Annotated in this window: 21 protein-coding genes and 1 pseudogene; 12 read left to right on the plus strand and 10 right to left on the minus strand. The window is 63.3% G+C overall.

What is annotated here, in order from left to right:
* The first annotated feature begins 19 nt into the window (after positions 1 to 19).
* The 4 genes from FMM79_RS06365 to FMM79_RS06380 are packed head-to-tail and all read left to right on the plus strand — an operon-like array spanning position 20 to position 4117.
* Positions 20 to 1408 carry a 3-isopropylmalate dehydratase large subunit gene (locus tag FMM79_RS06365; RefSeq protein ID WP_148626672.1) on the plus strand — a complete coding sequence of 463 codons (1389 nt, stop codon included), beginning with the start codon at positions 20 to 22 and terminating at the stop codon, positions 1406 to 1408.
* Complete coding sequence (gene leuD, locus FMM79_RS06370) at positions 1405 to 2010, plus strand: 3-isopropylmalate dehydratase small subunit (RefSeq protein ID WP_148626673.1); 606 nt, start codon at positions 1405 to 1407, stop codon at positions 2008 to 2010. Before FMM79_RS06365 ends, leuD begins: the two co-directional genes overlap by 4 nt.
* Positions 2007 to 2927, plus strand: a complete 921-nt coding sequence (locus tag FMM79_RS06375; RefSeq protein WP_148626674.1) for a hydroxymethylglutaryl-CoA lyase — start codon at positions 2007 to 2009, stop codon at positions 2925 to 2927. The genes leuD and FMM79_RS06375 overlap by 4 nt, the downstream gene beginning before the upstream one ends.
* Positions 2924 to 4117 carry a CaiB/BaiF CoA-transferase family protein gene (locus FMM79_RS06380; RefSeq protein WP_148626675.1) on the plus strand — a complete coding sequence of 398 codons (1194 nt, stop codon included), beginning with the start codon at positions 2924 to 2926 and terminating at the stop codon, positions 4115 to 4117. Before FMM79_RS06375 ends, FMM79_RS06380 begins: the two co-directional genes overlap by 4 nt.
* Positions 4118 to 4283: 166 nt before the next feature.
* Here the strand turns inward: FMM79_RS06380 and FMM79_RS06385 are convergent, their stop codons facing one another.
* The 6 genes from FMM79_RS06385 to FMM79_RS06405 form a co-directional block, all read right to left on the minus strand.
* On the minus strand, positions 4284 to 4961 hold the full coding sequence (locus tag FMM79_RS06385) for a hypothetical protein (protein WP_039393590.1): 678 nt from the start codon (positions 4959 to 4961) through the stop codon (positions 4284 to 4286).
* A gap of 31 nt (positions 4962 to 4992) precedes the next feature.
* The gene (locus FMM79_RS06390) at positions 4993 to 5367 is read right to left on the minus strand and encodes a hypothetical protein (RefSeq protein ID WP_148626676.1); all 375 of its coding nucleotides are present in this window, start codon (positions 5365 to 5367) and stop codon (positions 4993 to 4995) included.
* On the minus strand, positions 5364 to 5516 hold the full coding sequence (locus FMM79_RS21185; RefSeq protein WP_153269315.1) for a hypothetical protein: 153 nt from the start codon (positions 5514 to 5516) through the stop codon (positions 5364 to 5366). The genes FMM79_RS06390 and FMM79_RS21185 overlap by 4 nt, the downstream gene beginning before the upstream one ends.
* Before the next feature lie 389 nt (positions 5517 to 5905).
* A complete protein-coding gene (locus FMM79_RS06395) occupies positions 5906 to 6652 on the minus strand; it encodes an aspartate/glutamate racemase family protein (RefSeq protein WP_148626677.1) in 747 nt (248 codons plus the stop codon).
* Between the two features lie 184 nt (positions 6653 to 6836).
* Positions 6837 to 8051: an NAD(P)/FAD-dependent oxidoreductase gene (locus tag FMM79_RS06400; protein WP_148626678.1), complete on the minus strand. Its 1215-nt coding sequence runs from the start codon at positions 8049 to 8051 to the stop codon at positions 6837 to 6839.
* 260 nt (positions 8052 to 8311) lie between these two features.
* A complete protein-coding gene (locus tag FMM79_RS06405) occupies positions 8312 to 9817 on the minus strand; it encodes an aldehyde dehydrogenase (RefSeq protein ID WP_148626679.1) in 1506 nt (501 codons plus the stop codon).
* Between the two features lie 283 nt (positions 9818 to 10100).
* Between FMM79_RS06405 and FMM79_RS06410 the strand changes: the two genes are divergently transcribed.
* The 5 genes from FMM79_RS06410 to FMM79_RS06430 all read left to right on the plus strand — a co-directional run bounded on the left by FMM79_RS06410 (position 10101) and on the right by FMM79_RS06430 (position 17088).
* Positions 10101 to 12149: a hydantoinase/oxoprolinase family protein gene (locus tag FMM79_RS06410; RefSeq protein ID WP_148626680.1), complete on the plus strand. Its 2049-nt coding sequence runs from the start codon at positions 10101 to 10103 to the stop codon at positions 12147 to 12149.
* Positions 12150 to 12165: 16 nt separating this feature from the next.
* A complete protein-coding gene (locus tag FMM79_RS06415; protein ID WP_148626681.1) occupies positions 12166 to 14037 on the plus strand; it encodes a hydantoinase B/oxoprolinase family protein in 1872 nt (623 codons plus the stop codon).
* A 102-nt stretch (positions 14038 to 14139) separates the two neighbouring features.
* Positions 14140 to 14997 (plus strand): oxaloacetate decarboxylase, encoded by an 858-nt coding sequence (locus tag FMM79_RS06420; RefSeq protein ID WP_148626682.1) that lies wholly within the window; start codon positions 14140 to 14142, stop codon positions 14995 to 14997.
* Positions 14997 to 16136, plus strand: a complete 1140-nt coding sequence (locus FMM79_RS06425) for a zinc-binding dehydrogenase (protein ID WP_162528451.1) — start codon at positions 14997 to 14999, stop codon at positions 16134 to 16136. The genes FMM79_RS06420 and FMM79_RS06425 overlap by 1 nt, the downstream gene beginning before the upstream one ends.
* 157 nt (positions 16137 to 16293) lie before the next feature.
* Positions 16294 to 17088, plus strand: coding sequence for an IclR family transcriptional regulator (locus FMM79_RS06430; RefSeq protein ID WP_148626683.1), 795 nt, complete (start codon positions 16294 to 16296; stop codon positions 17086 to 17088).
* 103 nt (positions 17089 to 17191) lie between these two features.
* Here FMM79_RS06430 and FMM79_RS06435 read toward each other — a convergent pair whose 3' ends face one another.
* The 4 genes from FMM79_RS06435 to FMM79_RS06450 all read right to left on the minus strand — a co-directional run bounded on the left by FMM79_RS06435 (position 17192) and on the right by FMM79_RS06450 (position 22341).
* Positions 17192 to 18697, minus strand: a complete 1506-nt coding sequence (locus FMM79_RS06435; protein ID WP_148626809.1) for an aldehyde dehydrogenase — start codon at positions 18695 to 18697, stop codon at positions 17192 to 17194.
* Positions 18697 to 19848, minus strand: a complete 1152-nt coding sequence (locus FMM79_RS06440; protein WP_148626684.1) for an FAD-dependent monooxygenase — start codon at positions 19846 to 19848, stop codon at positions 18697 to 18699. Before FMM79_RS06440 ends, FMM79_RS06435 begins: the two co-directional genes overlap by 1 nt.
* A gap of 8 nt (positions 19849 to 19856) precedes the next feature.
* Positions 19857 to 20774, minus strand: coding sequence for a polysaccharide deacetylase (locus tag FMM79_RS06445; RefSeq protein ID WP_148626685.1), 918 nt, complete (start codon positions 20772 to 20774; stop codon positions 19857 to 19859).
* 112 nt (positions 20775 to 20886) lie between these two features.
* Positions 20887 to 22341, minus strand: a complete 1455-nt coding sequence (locus tag FMM79_RS06450; RefSeq protein ID WP_148626810.1) for an NAD(P)/FAD-dependent oxidoreductase — start codon at positions 22339 to 22341, stop codon at positions 20887 to 20889.
* Positions 22342 to 22560: 219 nt separating this feature from the next.
* Between FMM79_RS06450 and FMM79_RS06455 the strand changes: the two genes are divergently transcribed.
* The 3 genes and pseudogenes from FMM79_RS06455 to FMM79_RS06465 form a co-directional block, all read left to right on the plus strand.
* The gene (locus FMM79_RS06455) at positions 22561 to 23616 is read left to right on the plus strand and encodes an alpha/beta fold hydrolase (RefSeq protein ID WP_148626686.1); all 1056 of its coding nucleotides are present in this window, start codon (positions 22561 to 22563) and stop codon (positions 23614 to 23616) included.
* A gap of 126 nt (positions 23617 to 23742) precedes the next feature.
* On the plus strand, positions 23743 to 24381 hold the full coding sequence (locus FMM79_RS06460; RefSeq protein ID WP_148626687.1) for an isochorismatase family protein: 639 nt from the start codon (positions 23743 to 23745) through the stop codon (positions 24379 to 24381).
* A gap of 270 nt (positions 24382 to 24651) precedes the next feature.
* A pseudogene (locus FMM79_RS06465) lies at positions 24652 to 24864 on the plus strand (IS5/IS1182 family transposase); the annotation flags it as partial.
* Positions 24865 to 25428 lie beyond the last annotated feature (564 nt).

The raw sequence follows: 25428 nt of genomic DNA on the forward strand, positions 1-25428 counted from the left end.
GCTGACGAAAAAAACAACGATGACATCCACGGGACCAAAGACACTTTTCGAAAAGATCTGGGAAACACACCGGATCGATACCGGCACATCGGGCGCCGGACTTGTCGCCATCGACCGCGTGTTCCTGCACGAGCGCACCGGCGCTGCCGCGCTGAAGTCAATGGCTGCGGCGGGCCGTCCAGTCCGTGATCCGGCCCGTGTCTTTGCGGTCATGGACCACATCGTCGACACCCGCATCGGGCGCGGTGACGGCACGTTGATGGAAGGTGGCTCGGCCTTCATCACAGAGACCCGCGCCGCCGCAAAAGCTGCCGGGATCACGCTCTTTGACGTCAACGATCCGGATCAGGGCATTACCCATGTCATTTCTCCCGAACTGGGCATCGTGCTTCCCGGTGTCACCCTCGTCGCACCCGACAGCCATACGTGCACGCAGGGCGCGTTGGGCGCGCTCGCCTGGGGCATCGGTTCGAGCGAGGCCGAGCATGCCATGGCGACCGGTACCCTGCGCATCGAAAAGCCCAAGACGATGCGCGTCACCTTCAATGGCCAGCTTGCGCTGGGCGTGACCGCCAAGGACATGGTCCTTGCCCTGATCGCTACCCACGGCGCGGGTGGCGGCGCGGGCCATGCGGTCGAGTTCGCTGGCGAGGCCGTGGAAGCCCTCGACATTGAAGCGCGCATGACCTTGTGCAACATGGCCACCGAATTCTCGGCCATGGCCGGGTTCATCGCACCTGACGCCAAGACCTTCGCGTACCTCGCCGGACGCCGCTATGCGCCCGCGAACTTTGATGATCCTTACTGGCAGACGCTCAAGACTGACGACGGTGCGACCTTCGACACCGAGATCGTGATCGACGCGGCCTCGCTGGCACCGATGGTGAGCTGGGGCACCAGCCCGCAGCATTCGATGCCCATCGACGGCGCAGTGCCGCAGGGCCCTGAGCGCGCGCACACGTACATAGACCTGGCGCCCGGCGCCGCGATGCTAGGCACGCCCATCGACGTCGCCTTTGTCGGCTCGTGCACCAACGCCCGCCTTTCCGACCTTCGCCGTGCTGCGGCCCTGGTCAAGGGCCGCAAGGTCGCCGATACGATCAAGAAGGCGATGGTCGTGCCGGGAAGCTCCGCGGTCAAGCGCGCCGCCGAAGCCGAGGGGCTGGACACGATCTTCACCGAGGCCGGCTTTGAATGGCGCGCGAGCGGGTGCTCGCTGTGCTTCTTTGCAGGTGGTGAACGCTTCCCCGAAGGAAGCCGCACAGTCAGTTCGACCAACCGCAACTTCGAAGGCCGCCAAGGGCCGGGCATCCGCACCCATATCGCGAGCCCCGAAACCGTGATCGCGAGCGCCGTCGCCGGTGTCATCGCCGACCCGCGTGAGCTGGCCAAGGAGAGCGCGCAGTGACCCCCTTCACCACCCTAACCTCCGTCGCCGTGCCGATCCTGCGCGACAACGTCGATACCGACGCGATCATCCCGAGCCGCGAGATGAAGAGCACCGGGCGCACCGGTCTTGCCGAGGGCCTGTTCGCGCCCTGGCGCTACGGCGATGTTGCCGCGCGCACCCCGGACCCGACTTTCGAGCTCAACATGCCCGAGGCCAAGGGCGGCCAGATAATCCTGGGCGGCGCCAACTTCGGCTGTGGTTCGAGCCGCGAACACGCGGTCTGGGCGCTCGTCGAGTACGGCATCCGCTGCGTCATCGCCGAGAGCTTCGCGCCGATCTTCCGCGCCAACTGCATCCGCAACGGGGTCCTTCCGATCACCCTGCCCCGTGCCGACGTCGACGCGCTGGCCTGGCAGGAGATCACTGTTGACCTGCCCGCGCAGACGGTGACGGCCGGGGAAACCACGCACAATTTCACGATCGAGGACGAGCCACGCACGATGCTGCTCGAAGGCCTCGACGTGATCGACCTCACATTGAAGGCCCTGCCCGCCATCGAGGCATGGACTGACGCCGACCGCACGGCGCGTCCCTGGGTCTACCTGGAGAAGACCGCATGACCGAAATCCTTATTTCCGAAGTGGGCCCTCGCGACGGGCTGCAGTCGATCAAGCAGGTGATGCCGCTCGAAGCCAAGAAGGCCTGGATCGCGGCCGAGTCCGCCGCCGGCGTCAAGGAGATCGAGGTCGGCAGTTTCGTACCGCCCAAGCTTCTCCCGCAGATGGCCGACACGCCCGAACTGGTGGAATTTGCCAAGGGCATCGAAGGCCTCAACGTGGTGGCTCTCGTACCCAACGCGCGCGGCGCGGAAAACGCGGCGAGGGCGGGCGTGCACGGCATGTCGATCCCCTTCTCGCTGAGCGAGACGCACTCGATCCGCAACGTCAAGAAGGACCACCCCGCGATGCTCGCCGAGATCGCGAAGGCGGCCGAGATCGCCAAGGATGCGGGCATCCACTTCGCGGTAGGGCTCTCGACTGCGTTCGGCTGCACCATCGAGGGTGCGGTTCCCGAAGACACCGTGGTGCGCCTTGCCGTCGCCGCGGCCGAAGCGGGCGGCCAGGAATTCAGCCTGTCCGACACCACTGGCTATGCCGACCCCGCGCAGGTCAAGCGGCTCGTACGCAAGGTGAAGGCCGCCGTGGGCGATGACATGCTCACCACCCTGCACCTTCACAACACGCGCGGCCTGGGTCTTGCCAACGCGCTGGCGGGCCTCGAGGAAGGGATTACCACCATCGATTCCTCGCTCGGCGGACTTGGCGGCTGCCCCTATGCGCCCGGCGCTTCGGGCAACCTTGTCACCGAGGATCTCGTTCTCATGCTCAATTCCATGGGCTATGACACCGGCATCGATCTGGAAAAACTGCTCGAAGTGCGGTCGATCCTGACAGAAGCCCTTCCGGACGAGCCGCTTTATGGCTTCACGCCCGATGCAGGTCCGATGCTGGACTACAAGGAAAGGATTGCGCGATGAGCGCTGAACAGGGCGGCGCACCGACGCCGCTGGCCGGAATCACGGTCATCGAATTCACCCACATGGTCATGGGCCCCACGGTCGGCCACATTCTCGCCGGGCTTGGCGCGGACGTCGTGCGCATCGAGCCGATCGGCGGCGACCGCACCCGCAAGCTGCTGGGCTCGGGCTCGGGCTACTTCCCGATGTACAACCGCGGCAAGAAGTCGATCTGCCTCGACCTTAAGAGCGCGGAAGGCATCGCAGTCGCCAAGGACCTGTGCGCCAAGGCCGATGTCCTCGTCGAGAACTTCCGCCCAGGCGCACTTGATCGCCTTGGCCTCTCCTACGAAACCCTGGCCGAGACCAATCCGGGCATCATCTACTGCTCGGAAAAAGGCTTCCTGCCCGGCCCCTACGAAGAGCGCACCGCGCTTGACGAAGTGGCGCAGATGATGGGCGGCCTTGCCTACATGACCGGCCCTCCGGGACGCCCTCTGCGGGCCGGTTCCAGTGTCGTTGACGTGACGGGCGGCATGTTCGGCGTGATCGGAATCCTCGCCGCGCTCGAAGAACGCCACCGCACCGGCAAGGGCCAGAAGGTCGTCGCCAGCCTTTTCGAGACCACGATCTACCTTGTGGGCCAGCACATGGCGCAGTTCGCAGTCACCGGAAAGGCCGCTAACCCGATGCCTGCGCGCATCTCGGCCTGGGCGATCTACGACGTCTTCGAGACCAGGGACGAGCCCGTCTTCATCGGCGTGGTCAGCGATGTCCTGTGGGAGAAGTTCTGCAAGATATTCCAGCTCGACGAGTTGTGGGCCGATGAGAGCATCCGCACCAACAACGAGCGCGTCAAGGCGCGTGACCGTATCCTGCCGCAGGTGCGCGAGATGTTCCTGGGCATGACCCGCGACGAAGTCGTCGGCATGCTTGAGGGCACAGGCCTGCCCTTCGCCCCGATCGGCAAGCCCGAGGATATGTTCGACGATCCCCAGCTTGCCGAAGGTGGCCTTGAGGACGTGACGCTCGACACCGGCGAGCAGACGCGCCTGCCCACCATCCCGCTGCAGATGGGCGGCAAGCGTCCGGGCGCTCCGGTTACGCTTCCCGGCGCGGGCCAGGACAGCCGCTCGGTGCTCGAGAGCCTGGGCTACTCGGCCGACAAGATCGACGCTCTCACCGCCAAGGGCGCGGTTGGCGCGGCCTGATCCGTTCCGATAGACCACAGATAGAGATAGCCCCGGAAGTTCGCGCTTCCGGGGCTTTTTTCTCTGGCCTTCTGGATGCCTCATGGCGGCGGTATGAAAAAAAGGGCGATCCCTCTGGGACCGCCCTTTCCTCCTGCGATTTCCTTTATCGAAACATAGGCTTTCCTCAGAACGGCTTGACCGTACCCAGGAAGCAGATGCCGGAAATCGTTATCCAGTAAACGTAAGCCATCATCCGGCCATACATGAATTCGCGCTCAAGAGCGGCTTCCTCGGCCGGGTTGGGACCTTCGGCGAGGCGACGGAAGCGCACCGTCCACAGGCGCATGATCCAACGCAAACCAAGACCGATGCACAAAGTAAAGCCATAGAGCGTCAGCTTCGTCGCGTACCAGCGCATGCCCTCACCGGCCTCAAGCGGACCATGGCCCAACAGCGAGGAGATACCAACCACGAAGATGAGCGGGATCAGCACCCAGCGGATCTTCTCGTCGATCTTGGTGAGCTTCACGCCGACATCGGTTTCACGCTTGATGAAGGCGCTCCAGCACAGGCCGAGCCAGAGAGCGATGAAGATCCACATCGCGGTGAGATACCCACCGCCAAACGGATGGAGCCCATAGATGTACCCCATGTGCAGACCCAGCGGGAGCAGCGAGATGATACCGGTGCGCGCCAGAATGTCGATGCGGTAGGCCGTCTCCATGTGGCGGCGGCGCTCGTCCATCGACAGCTTGCGGTTGCACACGTTGTAGCTCGTCTGGAAAACACCCCATTCGCCGCCCAGCCAGTAGACCATTGCAATGATGTGCACCCAGCGCAGTACCAATACTTCTTCTATCACGACTTTCCCCTTGTCTAAGGGGGAGCCGCCCCTAAGCCGATGCGGCGTCCTTTCGGGAAAGCTTCACCACCCAGTCGGTGACGGGCGGATCGGTTTCCTCCATGGCCTCGCCTTCTTGCTGGAAGGCGCGCATGACGCGGGCGATATACGCCCTCATGGCAATTCCCCATTCCTCGCCGGCCTTGCGGTCCGGCTCATACCTTTCAATTTTGGTGCGATCGATCGAGCTCTCCAGCTCGAGCAACCGCTCCACCGTATCCAGACGTTCGCGCATGGCGGCCAGTTCAGCCGTGAGCGAGAGCGTCAGCGAGTAGAAGCGGCCGAGGGCCATCTCCTCAAAGAAGGCCGAGCGACCACCCTTGGCGCGTGCGCCGGAACGTACGACCCAGGCCAGATCCTGCGTCATACCGAAATCTCCTTGGCGATCTCATTGCAAACCTTCAGTTTCCAGGCCTCGTATGCATTCCAGATGGCCGCACGTCCGTAGTCTTCCTTGTCTCTGTCGGCCGATCCAGGGAACAGCGTCTTGTCGGCAATTGCCCGCACACCGGTCACGAACTGCTACTCCAGCGGAAAACCGGCCTCTTGAACGGCGTTCATCCAACTTCCAGCACGCGCTCGGGCGTCCAGCTGGAGCAGTTCTCCTCGATCCACCCGACCATAGCCTGACCGCCGCCATCGTTGAGGCCGCCAAGCGCTTCGCGGGTGGTGGAATTTCGCCTGACATCAAACGCTCTTTGCTGCGGATGCCGGCAGAGCGTGTCCGATCAGGGAGCCATTGGCCTCTTGCGCTTCACGTAGGTATGATCGCAGTTCGCGTGAGGTCAATTTGAATTAATAATATGACAAATAAAAGCAGGGCCCCGCGACTTTTCGCGGAGCCCTGGGATTTTTTCGGTTGCCTTGCGGTTATGACAAATGGAGTCGATGCGGCAAGCGCGAGATCAGAATTCCGCGAGGAGGCGGCCGAGACCCTCGACCTTGTCATCGATGCCGCAGGCGCGCAGGCCGTGCCAGTAGGTCGCCGTGTTGATCGCGATGACCGGCTTGGACAGCTTCTGCTCGTACTGGGCCGCGATATCGACCATCGAGAGGTTGGTGCCGACCTGGACGATCGCATCGACATCGTCGCCATCAAGTTCGGCGATGACTTCGTCAAGCCGCTCGGGCGTGACCTTGGCAATGTCGGTCCAGCGTTTGCACTGCAGCGGAACGTCGCGCTTGACCTCAAAGCCCGACTCCTCAAGGAAGCGGCGCACTTCGGCGTTCGCAACCGGGTAATAGGGCGAGACGAAACTGACTGTCTTGACATTGCCGTAGGCCTTGAGCGCTGCAGCGACCGATTCAGCGCCGGTCGACGCGCCGATCCCGGCAAAGTCCTCGACCTGCTTCTTCCACTTCGCAGCGCCTTCAACGCCGCCGTAGAAGGTCACGGCCGACATCCCGAGCACGAGGTAATCGGGCTTGCAGGTCATGACCGAACGCACCGCATCTAGGGTGTTTTCGGCAATCAGCGTGGTACCCGCGATGAAGTCCTCGTTCGAGAGGGCCAGCGGATCCTCGACATAGATGCGCGAGAAGTGGTTGGTCACACCCTCAGGACGCATGCGCTCCATGTCGGGCTGGACAACCGTGTTGGTGGACGGTGCGATGACACCCAGCAGCTTGCGCCAACCGAGAACGTCTCCCATTGCATGTACTCCTTTTGCAAGCCGCCGCGGGCTTGCGGGTTGATTGACGTTTCTCCCCGCCTTCGTGGTGTGGCGAGTTGTGGTGTTTTTCCTGATGCGGTCTTGCGCCGCGTTTTTCCCGAAGGACACTGTGAGCGCGGCACGGGGAAAGAGAGCGTCCCCTTCCCCTGTGCCCGAATGGGGCTCAGGTGATCGACTTGGCCTGCTCGAGGCTCTCGTACATGGCCTGGCGCATCATGTAGGCGCGGCGCTTGTCGTCGTCGGCCTTGATGTCGAGCATCGCCTGGCGGCGCTGCTGGTGAGCATCGTCCTGGCCGCCCTTGATCATGGCCATGTTGGCCTTGGTCTGGGTCTGGGTGAAGCTGTGCGTGACCGTGCGGCGCTGGCGGTCATAAAGCGAGAGGTTCGCATCCATGTCGGCCTTGCCCTCGATCACCGGCATCAGTTTCTCGAACAGGTTGAAGGCATCGTGAATGCCCGAATTCATGCCGAAGCCACCGAGCGGGTTGTTGAGGTGCGAGGCATCTCCGCACAGCATCACGCGGCCTTCGCGGAACGACTTGGCCACCCGCTGGTGGACACGGTAGAGGGTGCGGTGACCCGTCTTGACGTCCTTGCCCGCGCCTTCGCCGATAAGACGGTCGAAGATGCCGTTCTTGACCTCGTCCGAACGCAGGTAGTCTTCGTCGGCCTCGGGATCGGTCGGGACCAGTACGCGCCACACCGAAGGCACACGCAGCAGCACCAGCCATTCCTGCGGATCGCTGACGTAGTTCACGTAGCACAGGTTGGGCAGATGATCGGCCAGCTCGAGCTCGGTCGAGAGCGTGAGAAAGCGTTCCGGGTAGGTAAAGCCGTCGAATTCGACGCCGAGCCACTTGCGCACGATCGAGTTGGCGCCGTCGGCACCGATCAGGAAATCGCAGCGCAGCTTGTCGATGCCGGTCATGGTCTCGACGAAGACATCAACGCCCGTTCCATCGTCATTGAAGGAGACGATGCGGCTGCCGAAGCGAACCTGTGCATTGCTGTACTTGCCAAGCCCCTCGGCCAGCCCCTGCGAGAGGTGGTACTGCTCGCACTGGATGCGGAACGGATACTTGGTGACGTCCGAAATCTCGGCAAGGTCGAAGTCGATGACTTCGCCGCTCTGGCGGTCGCGCCAGTGGTAGATCGGCGCCTTGAGGCCCTTGTCGATGAGCATTTGCGTAATGCCGATCTGGTCGAGCATTTCGAGCGAGGGTGGGTGGAAGGTCGACGCGCGCAGATCCTGCGCACATTCGCTACCCGCTTCCAGGACGACCACGTCGACGCCCGCCTGAGCCAGAAGCGTCGCCAGAACCGTCCCAACCGGCCCTGCCCCTGCGATCACTACCTGGCACCGTTCAACTGCAGCCATATCCAGCAGACTCCACTAATTGCTTCTTGGAGACAGGTATGGACCGCGTACCCGGACTGGTTAGACGCCAGTGTCCGACTATCCGACTTGCGGTGAATATGGCGCGATGCCCGCTATTTCGGGTACTCGGACGCGCAACTCTTGGTTCCCCGCCCCAACTTCTGCCCTTGTGTCAGTGACATCGATCAAGAACAGGGCACAGGACAAAAAAAGAGGGGCACCGCAGCGCCCCTCCCATCCTTCGCGAATCTGAGGTGCGATCAGACGACCGCGCAGACCGTTTTCCACTCCAGGTAACTCTCGAGCGCCTGCTTGCCGCTATCGCGGCCCCAGCCCGACTGTTTGACGCCGCCGATGGCAAGTGCGGGGTCGTACATCGCGTGGCAGTTGATCCAGACCGTGCCGGCTTTGATCTCGCTCGACATGCGGTGCGCGTTGCTGAGACCCTCGGTCCAGACACTGGCCGCTAGACCGTATTCGCTGTCGTTCGCAGCCGCGATGACCTCCTCAGGCTCGTCGAAGGCCTGGGCAACAAGAACCGGGCCGAAGACCTCTTCGCGCACGATTTCCATGTCGGGTGTCACGTCCGTGACGACAGTTGGCGTGATGAAAGTGCCGGCCTCACCGGTACGCTCACCACCGGTCAGCATCGTGGCGCCTGCGCCCTTGGCGCGCTGCAGGAAACCCTCGACACGCTCGGCATGGCGCAGCGAGACGACCGGCCCCATCTGCGTATCCGCTTCGAGGCCATGGCCCAGCTTGAGACCCTTGGCGTAATTGGCGACGCCTTCCACGACCTGATCGTGGATCGAGCGGTGCACATAAAGGCGCGAACCCGCAATGCAGACCTGGCCGCCGTTGAAGTAGATTGCGTTGGCGACACCCGGGATCGCGAGGTCGAGGTTCGCGTCGGGCATGACAATCGAAGGCGACTTGCCGCCCAGCTCCAGCGTCACGCGCTTGAAGTTGGTCTTGGCCGCATCGAGCACCGCACGGCCCGTCGCGGTCGACCCGGTGAAGGCGATCTTGTCGACGTCCTTATGCTGCGCCAGCGTCGCGCCGGTTTCGCCACCAAGGCCGGTAATCACGTTCAGAACGCCTGCGGGCAGCCCCGCCTCAACCATGATCTCGGCAAGGCGCAGCGCGGAAAGCGAGGTGTCTTCCGCAGGCTTCAGGACGAGCGCGCAGCCAGCGGCGAGTGCCGGGGCCAGCTTCATCGCGGTCAGGACCAGCGGCGAGTTCCAAGGCACAATTGCCGCGACGACGCCGACCGGCTCACGCACGGTCCAGCTGCGCACCTGTTTGCCTTCGGGCTGGTAGTTGATCGAGTTCTCGATCGTGTTACCCTCGATGTTCATGGCCTGGCCCGCGAAGAAGCGGAACTGGTTGATGGCACCGGGGATCTCGGCCCAGCGCCCCACGAACAGCGGCTTGCCCTGGTCGAGCGTCTCGATCTCGGCAAGCTCGTCGATGTTGGCCTCGAGGAGGTCCGCGATCTTCCAGAGGATGCGCGCACGCTCCACGGGGATGGTGGCGGCCCATTTGACCTGTGCGGCACGGGCCGCGGCAACGGCATCGTTTACATCATCTGCACCCGCGGCGGCTACCTGGCCAAGTTCGGTGCCGGTTGCCGGATCGAGTGTCGCAAACGTGTTGCCGCTGGCGGCCTTGCGCCATTCACCGTCGATCAGCAGGCCCTCGCCGCGTGCGCGGCGGGCAAGGAATTCGCGCGTCGCGGGACGCAAGCTGGCGAAGTCGAGTGGCATCGTCGGGGTCTCCTTTGTTCCGCCTCGTCCTAGTGCAGATGCCATCCAGGACCGACGTACGCCAAGCCGAAAAGCCGCAGGGCGGATAACTCTATCCGCAAGCGCAGCATGAAATCGCGATCACGTTCACTGTTCGAGCACAGCGTGGAGGCCAACGCGTCATCCACGCACAACCAGATCTGGCTGACCCGCAAGGACAAAGGGGCTTCTCGCACGAGTTGCCGCCCCGCCGAACCGGGCAGCAACCACAGCGCCGCTAGGCGAGAGAACGGATGGGGAAAGCATGACCTACCGCTTGGGTGTCGACGTCGGAGGGACGTTTACCGACCTACTTTTGTTCAACCAGGAAGACGGTTCGTTTTTCCGTCACAAGACGCCGTCGACGCCGCATGACAGTTCGGAAGGTATTCTGAACGGGCTGGGCGCGATTTGCGAGAAGGCGGGGATCACGCCGGCGGATATCGAGTTCTTCCTGCACGGCACGACCGTCGCGACCAACGCCGTGCTTGAGGGCAAGGGCGCGCGCGTGGGGCTCATCACGTCCGAGGGCTATCGCCAGGTCATGCAGATCGCGCGCTCCTTCGTGCCGGGCGGCCTTGCGGGCTGGATCGTGTGGCCCAAGCCCGTGCCGCTGGCAGCCCTGGAAGACACCTTCGAGGTTGCCGGGCGCATGAACGCGCAGGGCGAGGAAGTGCGTGAGATCGACGAGGCACAGATCCGCGAGGTCCTCGCCAGGCTCAAGGATTCGGGCGTCCAGGCGCTCACCGTGTCGCTCATGAACGGCTACCTCAACGGCGCGCACGAGAAGCGCATCGGCGAGCTCGCCGCCGAGATCTGCCCCGAGCTGCCCGTCTCGCTTTCCCACGAAGTCCTGCCCGAGATGCAGGAATACGAGCGCACGCTGACCACCGTTGCCAACGCCGCGGTGCGCCCGGTCGTGGGCAACTACGTGCGCAACCTGCGCTCGAACCTGCGTTCAGGCGGCATGGCCGGCTCGCTCTCGCTGCTGCGCTCGGATGGCGGTCTCATGTCCTCCGAGAAGTCCGAAGAGCATCCCGTCGCGCTGCTCATGTCAGGCCCGGCGGGCGGCGTCACCGGCGCACTGTGGGTCGGCAAGAACGCAGGCATCAAGAACATCCTGACGCTCGACGTGGGCGGCACTTCGACTGACGTCGCGCTCATCGAGAACCTCGAGGCACGCCGCGTGCGTACCACCGAAGTGGGCCACCTCTCGGTGCGCGCCTCCGCGCTCGACGTGAAGACCGTGGGCGCGGGCGGCGGCTCGATCGCCTATGTCCCCGAGCTTACCGGCGCGCTGCGCGTCGGTCCGGAATCGGCTGGCGCCGTCCCGGGCCCGGTGGCCTACAACAAGGGCGGCACGCTGCCGACCGTGACCGACGCCAACGTCGTCCTGGGCTACCTCCCCGAGAACCTGCTCGGCGGCACCTTCAAGCTCGACCGTGAAGGCGCCAAGGCGGCGGTTCAGACCATCGCCGACAAGCTGGGCATCGATGTCATGGAAGCGGCCCGCGGCATCATCGACATCGTCAACGAGAACATGTTCGGCGCGCTGCGCATGATCTCGGTCCAGCAGGGCTACGATCCGCGTCACTTCGCGGTCATGGGCTTTGGCGGGGCGGGTCCGCTCCACGTCAACGCCGTCGCCAAGCTGATGGGCTCCTGGCCTGCCGTCTCGCCGGTGTCCCCAGGCGTGCTGTGCGCGCTGGGCGATGCGACCACGCGCATGCGCACCGAGACCGCGCGTTCGTATTCGAAGTCGTTCTCCAGCACCGAGGAAGCCGACGTTCTCACCCAGCTCGAAGAGATGGCCGCGCAGACCACGAAGGAACTCACCAGCGAGGGCATCTCGGCCAGCGACGTCACCGTCGAGTTCGAACTCGACGTGCGCTACGAAGGCCAGGCCTTCGAAGTGCCGCTTTCCATCGACCCCGAGACCTTCAAGTCGGGCGGCCTTGCTGCGATCATCGAGCGCTTCGATGATGAGCACGAGCGCCTCTTCACCTTCAAGATGGATAGCGAGCACGAGCTGGTGAACCTGCGCGCCGTCGCGCTTGGCCCCGTCCTCGACCTCGAAGCCCAGCGCCTGCCCGAAGGCAACGGCGATCCCATCGAGGCCAAGGTGCGCGACCACCAGCTGTGGGCCGATGGCAAGATGGTCCCCGCCGTGATCTACGACCGTTCCAAGCTCAAAGCGAACGACGTGATCCAGGGTCCGGCCATCGTCACCGAGATGGACTCCACCACGCTCATCGAAGCCGACTGCACCGGCACTGTCGATGCCTACGGCAACATCCTCATCAACCTGAAGTGAGCGAAGGAACTCTCTAATGCCCGCACAGATCATTCAGGCCAACGAAACCCCCTTCGAGAAGATCGAGATCGATCCGGTCACGCTCGAAGTCATCGAGAACGCCCTTCGCAACGCCCGCGTCGAGATGGACGCCACCCTCGTGCGCACCGCCATGTCGCCGGGCATCCGCGAACAGGGGGACGCCTTCCCGCTCATCGCCGACCACAAGGGTCGCATGATCGTGGGTCAGTTCGGCTCCTACATCGGCCCCTTCCTTGAAGGCTATGAAGGCACCGTGGAAGACGGCGACATGATCTTCCTGTCCGACCCCTACTCGGTCGGCGGCGCGATCAGCCACTGCAACGACTGGCTCGTCCTGCTCCCCGTCTTCAAGGACGGCCGCCTCATCGCCTACACCTCGATGTTCGGCCACCAGAGCGACATCGGCGGCATGGTCCCCGGCTCCATGCCGATCCACGCCACCGAGATCTTCCAGGAAGGCGTGCGCATCCCGCCCGTCAAGATCTGGAAGAAGGGCGAGTACAACGAGGACCTCATCAAGCTGGTCATGCACCAGTCGCGCATGCCCGACTGGTGCAAGGCGGACTTGAACGCCCTGATCGCCTCGTGCCGCGTCGCGGCCAACCGCGTGGTCGAAATGGCCGAGCGCTTTGGCGATGACATCTTCGTCTCGGCGACCAACCTGCTGCTCGATCGCAACTACCGCGCCATGCAGCAGCTCATCGAGAGCTCGATCGGCGAGACGCCCGTCTCGTTCGAGGACTACATCTGCGACGATGGCATGGGCTTTGGCCCCTACAAGATCAAGTGCACGATGTGGAAGGAGAACGGCCGCGTCGTTCTCGACTTCGACGGCACCGATCCGCAGAGCCAGGCCTCGATCAACATGCTGCTCAATGAGAACATGATGCGCATGTTCTTCGGCATCTACATGATCATGGTCTTCGATCCGCAGATCCTGTTCATCGATGGCTACTACCCGCAGATCGACATCCGCATCCCCCAAGGCTCGCTCTTGACGCCCAAGCTCCCGGCCGCGCTCTCGGGCCGTACCCACGTGCTCGGACGCCTGTTCGATATCATGGGCGGCCTGCTTGGCCAGAAGACGCCCGAGTTCCTCAACGCCGCCGGCTTCTCGTCCAGCCCCCACCTGTTCTACGCAGGCCACGACAAGGCGGGCAAGTGGTTCCAGCTCTTCCAGATCGGCTTTGGCGGCATCCCGGGCCGTCCCATGGGCGACGGGCCCGACGGCCACTCGCTGTTCCCCGGCTTCACCAACGTGCCCAACGAGTTCCTCGAGCGCTACTTCCCGCTCGAGATCGTCAAGTACGAGACGGTCGCCGACAGCGGCGGTGCGGGCCTGCACCGCGGCGGCAACGGCATCAACATGGTCTACCGCTTCTATGAGCCGGGCGTCATCGCGATCCACGACGACCGCTGGTTCGTGCCGCCATGGGGCGTCAACGGCGGTCTTCCGGGCAAGCGCGCCAAGAAGATCCTGACCAAGGCCGACGGCACCCAGATCGTGGTCGGCAACAAGCTCGAGGACTACCCCGTCGAAGCCGGCGATGAACTCCAGTTCATCACCTGGGGCGGCGGTGGCTGGGGCGACCCGCTCGAGCGCGACCCCGCCCTCATCCTCACCGAAATCGGCCAGGGCCTCGTCACCGAGACCGGCGCACTCGACTACGGCGTCGTCATCACAAACGGCGCGGTCGACGAAAAGGCCACCGAGAACCTGCGCACCAAAATGCGCGCCGAGCGCGGCGACGTCGAGGTCTTCAACTTCGGCCCCGACATCGAAACACTGCGCAAAAACTGCCTCGAAGAAACCGGCCTACCCGCACCCAAGCAGCCCAGGTGGCGCACAGCGCAAGCGGCTGAGTAAATACGGTTGGGCGGGAGGCACTCCAGGTGGATGCCTCCCGCTTTCCTGCACGGACAGACCAGGTCGGCACAGAACCGACCCTGCACAAGACATGAGGGCCTGATGGCAAATCCGATCTTCCGGGAGAAGCTGCGCGCGGGCGAGTTCTTTGCCGTTCCCGGCGTTCAGGACATGATTGCAGCCGTGATTGCCGACAAAGTCGGCTTCGATCTCGTCTATGGCACCGGCTACTGGCTGACCGCCTCGGCCTGGGGCCTCCCCGACGCCGGCATAGCGACCTACACCGAAATGAAGAACCGGATGGAAACGCTGGTTCGTACGAGCAAGGCCGGGGTCATCGCCGATGGCGACACCGGCTACGGCGGTTTGCTCAACGTCCACCACACGGTCAAGGGCTACGAGGAAGCGGGCGTAACCGCGATCCAGCTTGAAGACCAGGAGTTTCCCAAGAAGTGTGGCCATACCCCGCACAAGCGGATCATCTCGGCCGACGACATGGTCGAGAAGATCAAGGTCGCGGTCGATGCGCGCCAGGACGAGAATTTCGTCATTATCGCGCGAACCGATGCGTACCAATCCGAGGGCATGGATGGCGTCATGCGCCGCATGGAGGCTTATGCCTCTGCGGGCGCCGATGTCCTCTTCCCCGAGGCCCTGGCCACCAACGATGAAATCCGCATCGCCTGCCGTGACTTGCCCCTACCGGTCATGGCCAACATGTCGAACAGCTCGGGCGAGGCCATGCCCTCGGCAGAGACGCTGGCCGAACTAGGCCTTGCCTATGCCATCTACCCCTCGCTGATGGCGCTTGCCGCTTGCAGCGCTATGGAGAACGCGCTGCGCGGCCTTAAGGAACAGGGCACGGCCAATCCGGACGGGCTGTTCAGTTTCAAGGAATTTTCCTCGTTGATCGGTTTCGACGAGGTCACTGCATTCGAGAAGAAGTGGGCGCAGATCTGATGAGTAAGGAAACCCCTGTCGTGAACCGCCGCATTGCCGCTGCCGTGCTTTCAAGCTCGGGCGGCCATGCAAAGCCCTACGCGGACAGCGCGCCGCTGGACGTGAAGCCGATCGACCTCGCCGACCCCAAGCCCGGCGAAGTGCTCGTGCGGATCGATGCGGCGGGCATCTGCCATTCCGACCTTTCGGTCGTGAACGGCGACCGTCCGCGCCCGATGCCGATGGCGCTGGGCCATGAGGCTGCGGCCACCGTCCTCGCTCTCGGCGATCCCGAGGAGCCGGGCCTTGCCGTGGGCGACCGCTGCGTGCTCGTGTTCCTACCCTCCTGCGGCCAGTGCGAGCAATGCCTTTCGGGCGAGGGATACCTGTGCAGCGTGGGGGCAGCCGCCAATGGCAAGGGAGAACTGCTGCGCGGCGGCTCGCGTCTGTCCTGTGATGGTGAGACGATCCACCATCACCTGGGTTGCTCGGCCTTTGCCACGCAGGCCGTGGTCGACCGCCGTTCGCTGGTGAAGATCGATTCCGACATCTCGCCCGAAACCGCCGCTCTCTTTGGCTGCGCGGTCCTGACCGGCGTTGGCGCGGTGATGAACACAGCCCAGGTCCGCCCGGGCGAAAGCGTCACGATCTACGGTCTTGGTGGCGTCGGACTTTCGGCCCTGCTCGGTGCGCTCGCTGCCGGCGCACAGCCGGTCCATGCCATTGACCCTTCGCCCACCAAGCGCGCCCTGGCGCTCGAACTGGGGGCCGCATCGGCCAGTGCTCCGGGCGAAGACGAAGTGGCGATGGGTAGCGATGTCGTGATCGAAACGGTCGGCAAGGCCGCCGTCCTCGCCGCGGCCTATAATTCGGCTCGCCGCGGTGGGCGTATCGTCACCGTTGGCCTTCCCAACCCGGAAGAAGATCTCTCGATCAAAGCCGTCTCGCTCGTCGCCGATGGCAAGACCCTTATGGGCAGCTACATGGGTTCGGCGATCCCGGCCCGTGATATCCCGCGCTACATCAAACTGTGGCGTGCAGGTCGACTGCCGATCGAAAAGCTCCTCACGTCTGTCGGTCCGCTCGAGGAAATCAACGAATCGATGGACAAGTTGGCGTCGGGCGAAGCTATCCGACAGGTGATCGTGCCCGCCTGGTAGGCCCGCGCGATTATTAAGCTGACTCAAACTCAAGCCTTTCCATTCCGATAGGCGACTATCGCATCCGCCTATCGGATAAAAGCTTGATCTTTGCGGCCATCTGTAATGGAATGGTCATTCTCCGGTTATCGCACGAACCGATCAGGGAGTTTGACCGTTGGAAAAAGGTGTCCCCATCCGCTCTATCACGCGCTCGATTTCAGCGCTGAAGGCGATCAACCGTCATGGTTCGCTCTCCATGATGGAAATCGCGAAGGCCGCGGACGTACCCTACCCCACTGCCTGCCGCATCGTGCAGACCCTTCTCTATGAAGGTCTGATCGAACAAGAGCCGTCGCGCAAGCGCTATCGCCCAACCGCGCTGGTGCAGACGCTGGCCACCGGCTTCCAGCACGACGACGAGCTGGTCCGCATCGCCCGCCCGCACATCGTCGGGCTGACCAAGCGCATTGGCTGGCCGGTTTCGATCGCCATTCGCGTGGGCCGCGAGATGATGCTGCGCGACAGCACGCACTCAAACTCGTCGCTCACTTTCGAGCACTACTATCCTGGCTTCACGCTACCTATCCTGGACAGCGCTTCGGGTAAGGTCTCGATGGCCTATGCGCCCGACGACGAGCGTGAGATGATCCTGCGCTTCATGCGCGTTTCGCAGGACATTGATCTCAACTACCTTGCGACCGCCGAAGTCAGCCTCAATGTGGAGCGCATCCGCGCTGAAGGCTATGCGGTCCAGGGGCGCAACCACTTTAACCTGACGCCGGGCAAGACCTCGTCGGTGTCGGTGCCCATCTTCCGTAACGGCCATTACGAGGCGGCGCTCACCATGGTGTTCTTCGTCGCCGCCATGCGCCTTTCGCAAGCCCTCGAACTTTACCTCGACGACCTCAAGGGCACCGCGCAGGCAATCAGCCACGACCTGTCGAACCCGGTTCCGGGCGGCAACGCCTGAGGTGTCAGCCCCTCCCCCATTGATCGGATAGAAAAAGGGCCGGGAAAGCAATCTGCTTTCCCGACCCTTTTGTTCATCTCGTCGGCATGATCGCGCGAAGCCTTTACAGCCGCGCGGTAACCGCCTTGGTCTCAAGGTAGGCATCGAGGCCTTCGTTGCCGAACTCCCGGCCCCACCCGGATTCGCCGTAGCCGCCGAAGGGAATGTTGGTGCCTACAGCGCCGTGGCAGTTGATCGAAACGTGCCCCGAACGGATGCGCTTGACCAGACGATGCGCGGTCGAAAGATCCTTCGTCCACACGCTGCCCGACAGGCCATAGGGCGTGTTGTTGGCGAGTGCGGCCAGCTCATCCAGATCGGTAGTTGCAACCTTCTGGATCGCCATGACCGGCCCGAAGATCTCCTCGCGCGTCACGGCCATGTCGGGAGTGCAGTCAGTGAAGATGGTGGGACGGATGAAGTTACCCGGACGGTGAAGCTTCTCGCCACCTGCCACGAGCGTCGCGCCCGCCGCCTTCGCGCCCTCGATGTAGCCCATGACCTTGGCGCTGTGCGCGTCCGAGATCATCGGCCCCTGCATCGAGCCCATGTCGAGGCCGTGACCCAGCGTCATGGAGTTCGCGAAACCGGCGAGGCCCTCGACCAGTTGGTCGTGGATGCTCTCGTGCACGAAGATGCGCGTGCCGGCCATGCAGTTCTGGCCCTGCAGGAAGAAGGTCGCCATCGAAACGCCGGGAATGGCAAGTTCAAGGTCGGCGTCGGGCATGACCATGACCGGGCTCTTGCCGCCCAGCTCCAGGCTCACGCGTTTAAGGTTGCCCATCGAAGCCGCGATGATCCGCTTGCCGGTCGCGGTCGATCCGGTGAACGATATCTTGTCGACGCCGGGATGCTCGGAGAGCGCCGCGCCTGCATCCTGACCAAGCCCGTTGACGATGTTAACCACGCCTTCGGGGAAACCGGCATCGCAGATCATCTGGCCCAGCGCGAGGACCGAGAGCGGGGTCATTTCCGAAGGCTTGACCACGATCGTGCAGCCCGCGGCCAGTGCCGGTGCCATCTTGAGGATCGCGGTCGAAAGCGGCACGTTCCACGGCACGATCTGGCCTGCCACGCCCACGGGTTCCCGAAGCGTGTAGGTCAGCGCTTCGGTCTCGTCGGCGATGTGACGCGGCGGGGCAATGGTAGTGCCCTCAATGCGCATGATGGCACCGGCGTAGTAGTCGATCATCTCGACCACGTTCGAGGTGGTCAGCCCCGCGATGAAACGCGGCATGCCGTTGTCGAGAATGTCGAGCTCGGTGAGGAGTGTCGCGGTCTCTTCCATGATCCGGGCCAGCTTGTGCAGGATCGCGGTGCGCGCCGCGACCGTCATGCGCCCCCAGCTGCCGTCAAAGGCCTTGCGCGCGGCGGCCACGGCCTTGTCGACCTCAGCCTTGCCGCCGGTCTGGAAGGAGGTCAGCGCCAGGCCCGTCGCCGGGTCCAGCGTCTCCATCTCACCACTGCCCTCGACCCACTCGCCGCCGATCAGCAGCTTGTGGGTCTGACCGAGGAATGCCTCGGTCTCGGGCGCAATGGCGTGACCGTCAAAACGGGTTACCTGGGTCATCATACCTCCACCGTGCGCGGATCGTACTCGAACAGGCCGAGCGATTCCTCGTCCTTCATCTCGCCAAGGCCGAACAGCGAGGTGTCCTGGCCCTGCATGCGATCAGCGTTGTTGTTCGATTCGCCCTGGATGAAGGTTGCGCGTTCATGGCGGGCATCCTGGTAGCGCTTGAGGCCTTCGGCAATGGTGTCCGATGACTTGAGGGCGCGGGCGAGGACAACCGCGTCCTCGACGCCGCAGGCCGCGCCGTGGCCTAGAAACGGCGTCATGGCGTGGGCCGCATCACCGATCAGGGTGACGTTGTCGTCGATGATCCAGCTGTCGAGCGCGGTGCGCGCGTTGAGCGCCCACTTGTACATCGGCTGCTGACAGGCCGCATCGATCAGGCGCTGCGCATCGCCGCACCATCCTTGGTAGACCTTGCGGATTTCCTCGGGATCGACAGGCGTCGTCCAGCCATCGTCGGTCCAGCCTTCCTGACGCGCGAAGAACACCAGGTTCATCGCCTCGTAGTTGCGGATGTTGTAGCGTGTGATCATCGCGCCCGGACCGATGATGATGCCCGGGAAGTCCGAGAGATCCTTGATGTCGTCGGTCACCGGAACCAGCGTGCGCCAGGCGACGTGCCCGGTGAAGTGCGGCTCCTTGGGGTCGAAGCGCTCGCGGATGACCGACTTCACACCGTCGGCACCGATCAGCAGGTCACCGCTGGCGGTGGTGCCATCGGCGAGCGTGACCGTAGTGCCCTCGCTCGAGACGACAGGCGCGCCGCAGCGCAGGTCCACACCGGATTTGCGGGCCGCATCGGTCAGGACCTCATGAAGGTCGGCACGGTGGATGGTGATGTATGGCGCACCGTACTTGTCCATCTGGCCGGTGCGGTCCTTCTCGACGAGCGTGCGCCCGTCTTCCCAATGCTGGATGCGTTGGCGGGCTGGCTCGACACCAGCCTTGGTCGCCGCCTCGCAGGCGCCGATGAAATCGAGGCCCTTCATGGCGTTGGGCGAAAGCGTAACGCCTGCGCCGATTTCACCGAACTCGGGCGCGCTTTCGAGCAGGGTCACCGCGAAGCCCTGCTGGGCAATCGCGGCGGCCGCGGTCATGCCGGCGATACCACCGCCGACAATCAGGATCTTCTCAGGACGGCTCATGGGTCTTCTTACCCTTCCAGCTGGCCGGGGATGTGGCTCTCGTGGTTTTCGAGATACCAGGCGGCGATTTCCTCACGGGTGGCCCACCAGACGCCCGGAAGCGACTTGGCGTGCTCGATGAATTCACGCAGCGCGCGCACGCGGTGGGCGCGGCCCGAGACGTGCGGGTGCAGGCCCAGGTTCATGATGCGGCCGGTCTTCTCACCCTCGGCGTAGAGCACGTCGAGTTCCTCGATGAGGGCATCGCGGTACTGATCGGTGGTGAAATTCTTACGCGTAATGAAGGTAAAGTCGTTGATTTCGTTCGAATAAGGGACCGAGACGATCGGACCATTGGGGGTGCGCAGCAAGTAGGGCTGATCATCGTTCATGATGTCGCAGTAGAAGGTGCAGCCCTGCTCGGCGAGAATGTCGGCGGTCTGCAGCGTGCCGCGCAGCGAGGACGACAGCCAGCCCTTGGACTTGCGACCGGTGTACTTCTCGAACTGGGCGAGGCTGCGCATGATGATGTCGCGCTCGGTTTCGGGGTCGTGGGCGAAGTTGGTGAGAAGCTCACCCTGCTCCCAGTTGTGGGTGAGGAGCTCCCAGCCACGCTCAAGGACAGCGTCGGTCATTGCCTTGCGGCGCTCGAAGGTGACTGCGTTGGTGGTGCAGCTCGCCTTCACGCCCAGCTCGTCGAACAGGTCGAACAGGCGCCAGATACCGACGCGCTGGCCGTACTCGCGCCAGGAGAAGTTGGGAAAGTCGGGCGTGTTGCCCGGCAGGATGTCGGGAAGGATCGCCGGACCGCCTGCGTAGTAGGGCTTGTCGGTATCCTTGGTGAGATCCCAGGTTTCCAGATTGAACGTCAGGATCAGGGCCACGCGCGCGCCGTTGGGCCACTTGAGTGGCTTGCGCTGCGGAAGGGGGACGTAATCATATTCCATGGGGCTAATCTCACTTGCAACGTATTGAGAGACAGGGACCATATTTCGGTGCCCCTCCCCCACTCTTTCCAAACGAATATCCGACTTACGGATAGGCGTGATCGCCTGCCGGTCAGACTCCGAGAACTTCGAGCACCGCCCTTTCGGCACTTTCCATCGCGCCTTCAAGGCCGCGCGCGCTCGTGGCGAGGTGTTCGCCACAGAAGTACATGTTGCCCGCGGGCTGTGCCATGTCGTTGACCCAGGTCGACTGGCCCGGCGCGAGGTACGAGACATCGCCGCCGTTGAAGCGCTCCTTGGCCCACGAGAAATAGGTGTGTGCCTTTACCTTACCCTTCGCGGCGGGCCGTAGCTGCTCGATGCGCCGTACGATCATCTGCTTGACCGACTCGGGGTCCATCCGGTCCCAATATAGGGCCAGGTTGCCCCGCGCCTGGACAATGAATCCGGTAATCTCGTTGGGATCCTCGCCGTAGCGCTGGGGCATGACGTTCCCGAGGAGACCATCGGTCCACATGCCCGGCGCCAGCCCGTCTTCTTCCCAGAACGGGCTCTCGGCGGTGATGAAGGCCATCGAGATGGGTTGGTAGCTAAGCTGAGCGACCGCTTCGGCCTGCACGCCGTTGAGCGCGGGCTCAATCTTGACGTTGCGCAGCGCAGAGAGAGGCAGCGAGCAGATGACCTTTGGTGCGGTGAAGCGCGAGCCATCCGCGCAGAACACAGTAGTGCCCGCGTCCTCCTGAACAATACCAAGGACTTCGCGCCCCAGTAGGATATCGCCCTTGATCTGCTCGGCGAGCGCGATCGGCAGCTTCTGGTTGCCGCCCTTTACTGCCAGCGATTCCATGCCTGCGGCCATCATCGTCTTGATGAAACCGTCGTTGAATTCCATCATCAGCGACGACGTGCCGTAGGCATTGATGCCATAGTACGGCGCCAGATCGTTGGCGAGGTGGATCGCGGCGTCCGAGAGGCCCTGCCCCTTGAGGAATTCGTGAAGCGAGACGTCGAGCGCGGCGTTGGCCGGATCGCTCCAGCGCGTCCAATCGTCCAGCCTGCCATTCTGCGCTACGAGCATGCCTACGAGTTCTCCCGGCATCACGCTCTTGTATTGCTCGGGGAAGGGATTGGCCGGGAAACGGGCCCATTCCTCGCGCGTCATCGCGGTATTCCCGATGTAGACCTGCGAAGGCGGACCGATGCGGTAGCGGGCCCCGACTTCCTGTAATTCGACACCTGCGCGCTGGGCTGCATCGATGCCGCGGCCATATCCGGCCGCCATCGAGTTGAATCCCATTTCCGGGTAACCGGGCTGGTCCATCAGGGTTAGAATGCGTCCGCCCACGCGCTCGCGCGCCTCGAGGATCGTCACCCTCACGCCCATTTCCTCAAGGAGGTGCGCCGAATGGAGACCCGAGATGCCCGCCCCCAGGATCAGCACGTCGGGCTGACCGGCCGAAGCAGAGGCTTTCTTGGTCGGAGCCGCCTGCGCGAAGCGTGCTCCCGTCATGGCGCCAAGGCCCACGGCCGAGGCCCCCAGCGCGAACTTGCGGCGATCAAATCCCATGAGAACCCCATACTCCTTGTTTGTCTGGACGCGCCGGGCGCAGGTACAGGCAGCCATCATTTATGGGCTCCTTTCTAATGCTCTCGGACACGGCTCGAAAGGACGTCCATTGGCTCACCACCTGTCGGATAAGTTTTCGAGATCATGCGTTGCGTAAGCCCCCCACGATAGGCATGCCCAAATACGAAATCCCGTCGACAAGCCGAGGAAGCACACACGATGCCGCGCATTTCCCGCAAGCTCTCCCTTCTCGTTGCGCTCGCCTGCTCGGTGGCCAGCGCCGGCCTCGCGGCAACGCCTGCCACAGCGCAAATTCTCTCGGTGCCCAAGGACCTCTCGAAGTACCCCTTCCTGAAGGTCAAGGAACTGCGCAAGATGTATGGCGACGCGCAAAGCCGCTATGTAAAGATCGGCGACCTCACCATTCACTACAAGGATCAGGGCCCGCGCGATGCGCCGGTCCTTCTGATGGTGCACGGCTCGGAAAGCTCGATGCGCACCTACGACCGCGAGACCGAGCTCCTCAAGGATCGCTATCGCATCGTGCGCATCGACCTGCCAAGCTACGGCTTGTCCGATGGCCCCACGGACAAATCCCTGGAAACACTGCAACCGACCGACATTCCGATCGGCGTGCTCGATGAGCTTGGCATCTCCAAGGTGACCTACGTGGGCGTCTCCAGCGGCGGCACCATGGGCATGTACCTTGCCGCGCGCCGCCCGGACATGGTCGAGCGGCTGATCCTTTCCAACACGCCGTCCGATCCGGTCGACACCAGCGGGCTGAAGATGTCGCAGGAATTTCTAGACGCCGTCGCCAAGGCGCAGGAAACCGGATGGCGAGGACCCGAATTCTGGGACCTTTTCCTGACCTACTTTGCCGGTGATGGCTCGCGCATTTCCGAGCAGACTAAGAAGGAATACTTCGACTTCTACCGCCGCTTCCCGGAAAAGCACCTCGTCGGCCTCATTGCCCGTATTGGGGACGGCAAGCAGGCGGCCATCGAGATGGCCAAGGTCAAGGCTCCCACGCTCCTGATCTGGGGCACGGCTGACCCGCTGCTGCCGGAATCGGCCGCCGATGCGATCACGCGCTACCTCACGAATGCCCAGATCTCTCGTGTGCTTATGCCCGATGTCGGCCACTATCCTCCGCTGGAAGTTCCCGTCCGCTTCGCCCAGATCATCGCCGCCTACGTCGAAGCGGGAACGCCGAACTTGCCTCCCGAGGCCAGTGAGACCGAAGCCGAGCCGGACGGCGCAGCCCAGCCCTGACCGTCATGCGGAAGCCTTCAGCCTTGCCGCTTGCCTTCCGCGCCTCCCAAGATACGCCACAGGCGCGCAGCCCGGACCTCACGACAGGCCGGCGCCAGCGCCCGAACAGAACAAGGATTGCCCTCGATGAGCAGCGACGAAGACCTCCTCGCCAATTACAAGAAGGCCTATGACAACAAGGTAGGCTTCGGAGAGCGCCCCGCGCTTCTCCTGATCGACTTCTGTCAGGCCTACTTCGAGCCGGGCAACATGCTCTACTCGGAGGTTGAAGATGCGATCGCGTCGGCGCTGCGGGTGCGTGCCGCCGCGCGCGAAGCCGGTATCCCGGTCATCCTCACGAACGTCGTTTACCACCCCTCGGGCTTCAACGGCGGGCGCTTCTTCGAGAAGGCCATGCCGCTTCAGAACTTCACGCAAGGCAACCCGATGGGCGCCTGGGGCCCGGGCCTTGAACCGTTCGAGGACGAACTGATTGTCTCCAAGCAGTACCCGAGCGCGTTCTTCGGCACCTCGCTCGCCTCGACCCTGACGGCAGCCGGATGCGACAGCGTGATTCTGACCGGCCTTACGACCTCGGGCTGCGTGCGTGCGAGCTGTGTCGATTCGATGAGCCATGGTTTCCGCACGGCCGTCGTCGCCGAAGCCTGCGGCGACCGCCACGCCGGCCCCCACGATGCAAACCTCTTCGACATGAACGCGAAGTACGCTGATGTTGTCAGCGAAGCAGAAACCATCGCTTATCTCGAAAGCCTGAAGGCGGGCTGATCAAACTCTTCAGGCGGCCTCGGCGAAACGCAATCAGGCCGCCTGGAAGAATTCGAACCGGGCGGCCCATCGGGCTAGGCACGCAAGGACGAGCATCCACCCGTGGGGCCGCCGCTCAAGCGTTACGGGCTGCGAAAGCGTACTGCGTGCCCGCGCCGGGCCGGGTTAGTCCGTAAACTCATAAAGCGGCTTGAGGTTTGACGGATATGCTGATTCACAGCGCTCCAAGATGGGAGGGGTGTGATGGCCCGGCGGCGCTACGAATTGACGGATCGGGGCATCTGGGCCAACATTCCCAACCGCTCCAACCGCAAAAAGCGCTTCGGCTTCTCGCCTTGGCTCTACAAGCAGCGCAATTCGGTCGAACGCTTCTTCAACCAGATCAAGCAATTCCGGGGCATCGCAACGCGATACGACAAATGCCCCGAAAACGACCTCGCCGCCATCAAACTCGTCTGCGTGCGCTTCTGGTGTGCCAATTAATGAGTCTGCCCTCTAGTCCGTGGAAGTCCCGCCCATCGTAGTCGAACGCGATCACCTCGACCGAGTCCTCCATGCGCCCATGGGGATGATAGACACCAATCTTCATCGGAAACTTCGGAGCCGGATCCGGCTGCCCCCCAAAAAAAGGTCGAGTGCATAGCATCGAGATCATCAAACGCACGGATCTTGACGTCGGCAATTCGGCCTTAATCCCATGCCTGCGCTCCATCTCGATCACGGGGTGGCGACGGCCCGTTCAGAGGCAGGAAGCGCACGCCTCGCCACGCTCCGAGCCGGGTGTCGAACAAACACCTCACAGCCCGAATTTACGGGCTCCACTCCCACGAATTTCAGAACATACGGCGAGGCAATGGCCTGAAATACTGTGGATCTATTCCGTGGCTGCACAGAACCGTGCCGCACTTGCCATGGCATCGCTCACAAGCCCAACGGCTCCCTGAAATCCATTGTTGCAAGAAATCATGCGCCAAAGCCTGACGCAGTTTCCGGATCGACCTCCTGACCCACGCCCACGTGACCACCTATCGGATAAATATGCCGATA

This window comes from Novosphingobium sp. BW1 (assembly GCF_008107685.1).
GTDB lineage: Bacteria > Pseudomonadota > Alphaproteobacteria > Sphingomonadales > Sphingomonadaceae > Novosphingobium.

What these genes read in the sequence shown, in the direction of transcription:
- FMM79_RS06420 (WP_148626682.1), top strand. Translation starts at nt 14,140, where the DNA reads ATGGCAAATCCGATCTTCCGGGAGAAGCTGCGCGCGGGCGAGTTCTTT.
- FMM79_RS06460 (WP_148626687.1), top strand. Translation starts at nt 23,743, where the DNA reads ATGAGCAGCGACGAAGACCTCCTCGCCAATTACAAGAAGGCCTATGAC.
- FMM79_RS06375 (WP_148626674.1), top strand. Translation starts at nt 2,007, where the DNA reads ATGACCGAAATCCTTATTTCCGAAGTGGGCCCTCGCGACGGGCTGCAG.
- FMM79_RS06445 (WP_148626685.1), bottom strand. Translation starts at nt 20,774, where the DNA reads ATGGAATATGATTACGTCCCCCTTCCGCAGCGCAAGCCACTCAAGTGG.
- FMM79_RS06410 (WP_148626680.1), top strand. Translation starts at nt 10,101, where the DNA reads ATGACCTACCGCTTGGGTGTCGACGTCGGAGGGACGTTTACCGACCTA.
- FMM79_RS06415 (WP_148626681.1), top strand. Translation starts at nt 12,166, where the DNA reads ATGCCCGCACAGATCATTCAGGCCAACGAAACCCCCTTCGAGAAGATC.
- FMM79_RS06400 (WP_148626678.1), bottom strand. Translation starts at nt 8,051, where the DNA reads ATGGCTGCAGTTGAACGGTGCCAGGTAGTGATCGCAGGGGCAGGGCCG.
- FMM79_RS06440 (WP_148626684.1), bottom strand. Translation starts at nt 19,848, where the DNA reads ATGAGCCGTCCTGAGAAGATCCTGATTGTCGGCGGTGGTATCGCCGGC.
- FMM79_RS06380 (WP_148626675.1), top strand. Translation starts at nt 2,924, where the DNA reads ATGAGCGCTGAACAGGGCGGCGCACCGACGCCGCTGGCCGGAATCACG.
- FMM79_RS06450 (WP_148626810.1), bottom strand. Translation starts at nt 22,341, where the DNA reads ATGGGATTTGATCGCCGCAAGTTCGCGCTGGGGGCCTCGGCCGTGGGC.
- FMM79_RS06395 (WP_148626677.1), bottom strand. Translation starts at nt 6,652, where the DNA reads ATGGGAGACGTTCTCGGTTGGCGCAAGCTGCTGGGTGTCATCGCACCG.
- FMM79_RS06435 (WP_148626809.1), bottom strand. Translation starts at nt 18,697, where the DNA reads ATGACCCAGGTAACCCGTTTTGACGGTCACGCCATTGCGCCCGAGACC.
- FMM79_RS06455 (WP_148626686.1), top strand. Translation starts at nt 22,561, where the DNA reads ATGCCGCGCATTTCCCGCAAGCTCTCCCTTCTCGTTGCGCTCGCCTGC.
- FMM79_RS06405 (WP_148626679.1), bottom strand. Translation starts at nt 9,817, where the DNA reads ATGCCACTCGACTTCGCCAGCTTGCGTCCCGCGACGCGCGAATTCCTT.
- FMM79_RS06365 (WP_148626672.1), top strand. Translation starts at nt 20, where the DNA reads ATGACATCCACGGGACCAAAGACACTTTTCGAAAAGATCTGGGAAACA.
- FMM79_RS06425 (WP_162528451.1), top strand. Translation starts at nt 14,997, where the DNA reads ATGAGTAAGGAAACCCCTGTCGTGAACCGCCGCATTGCCGCTGCCGTG.
- FMM79_RS06390 (WP_148626676.1), bottom strand. Translation starts at nt 5,367, where the DNA reads ATGACGCAGGATCTGGCCTGGGTCGTACGTTCCGGCGCACGCGCCAAG.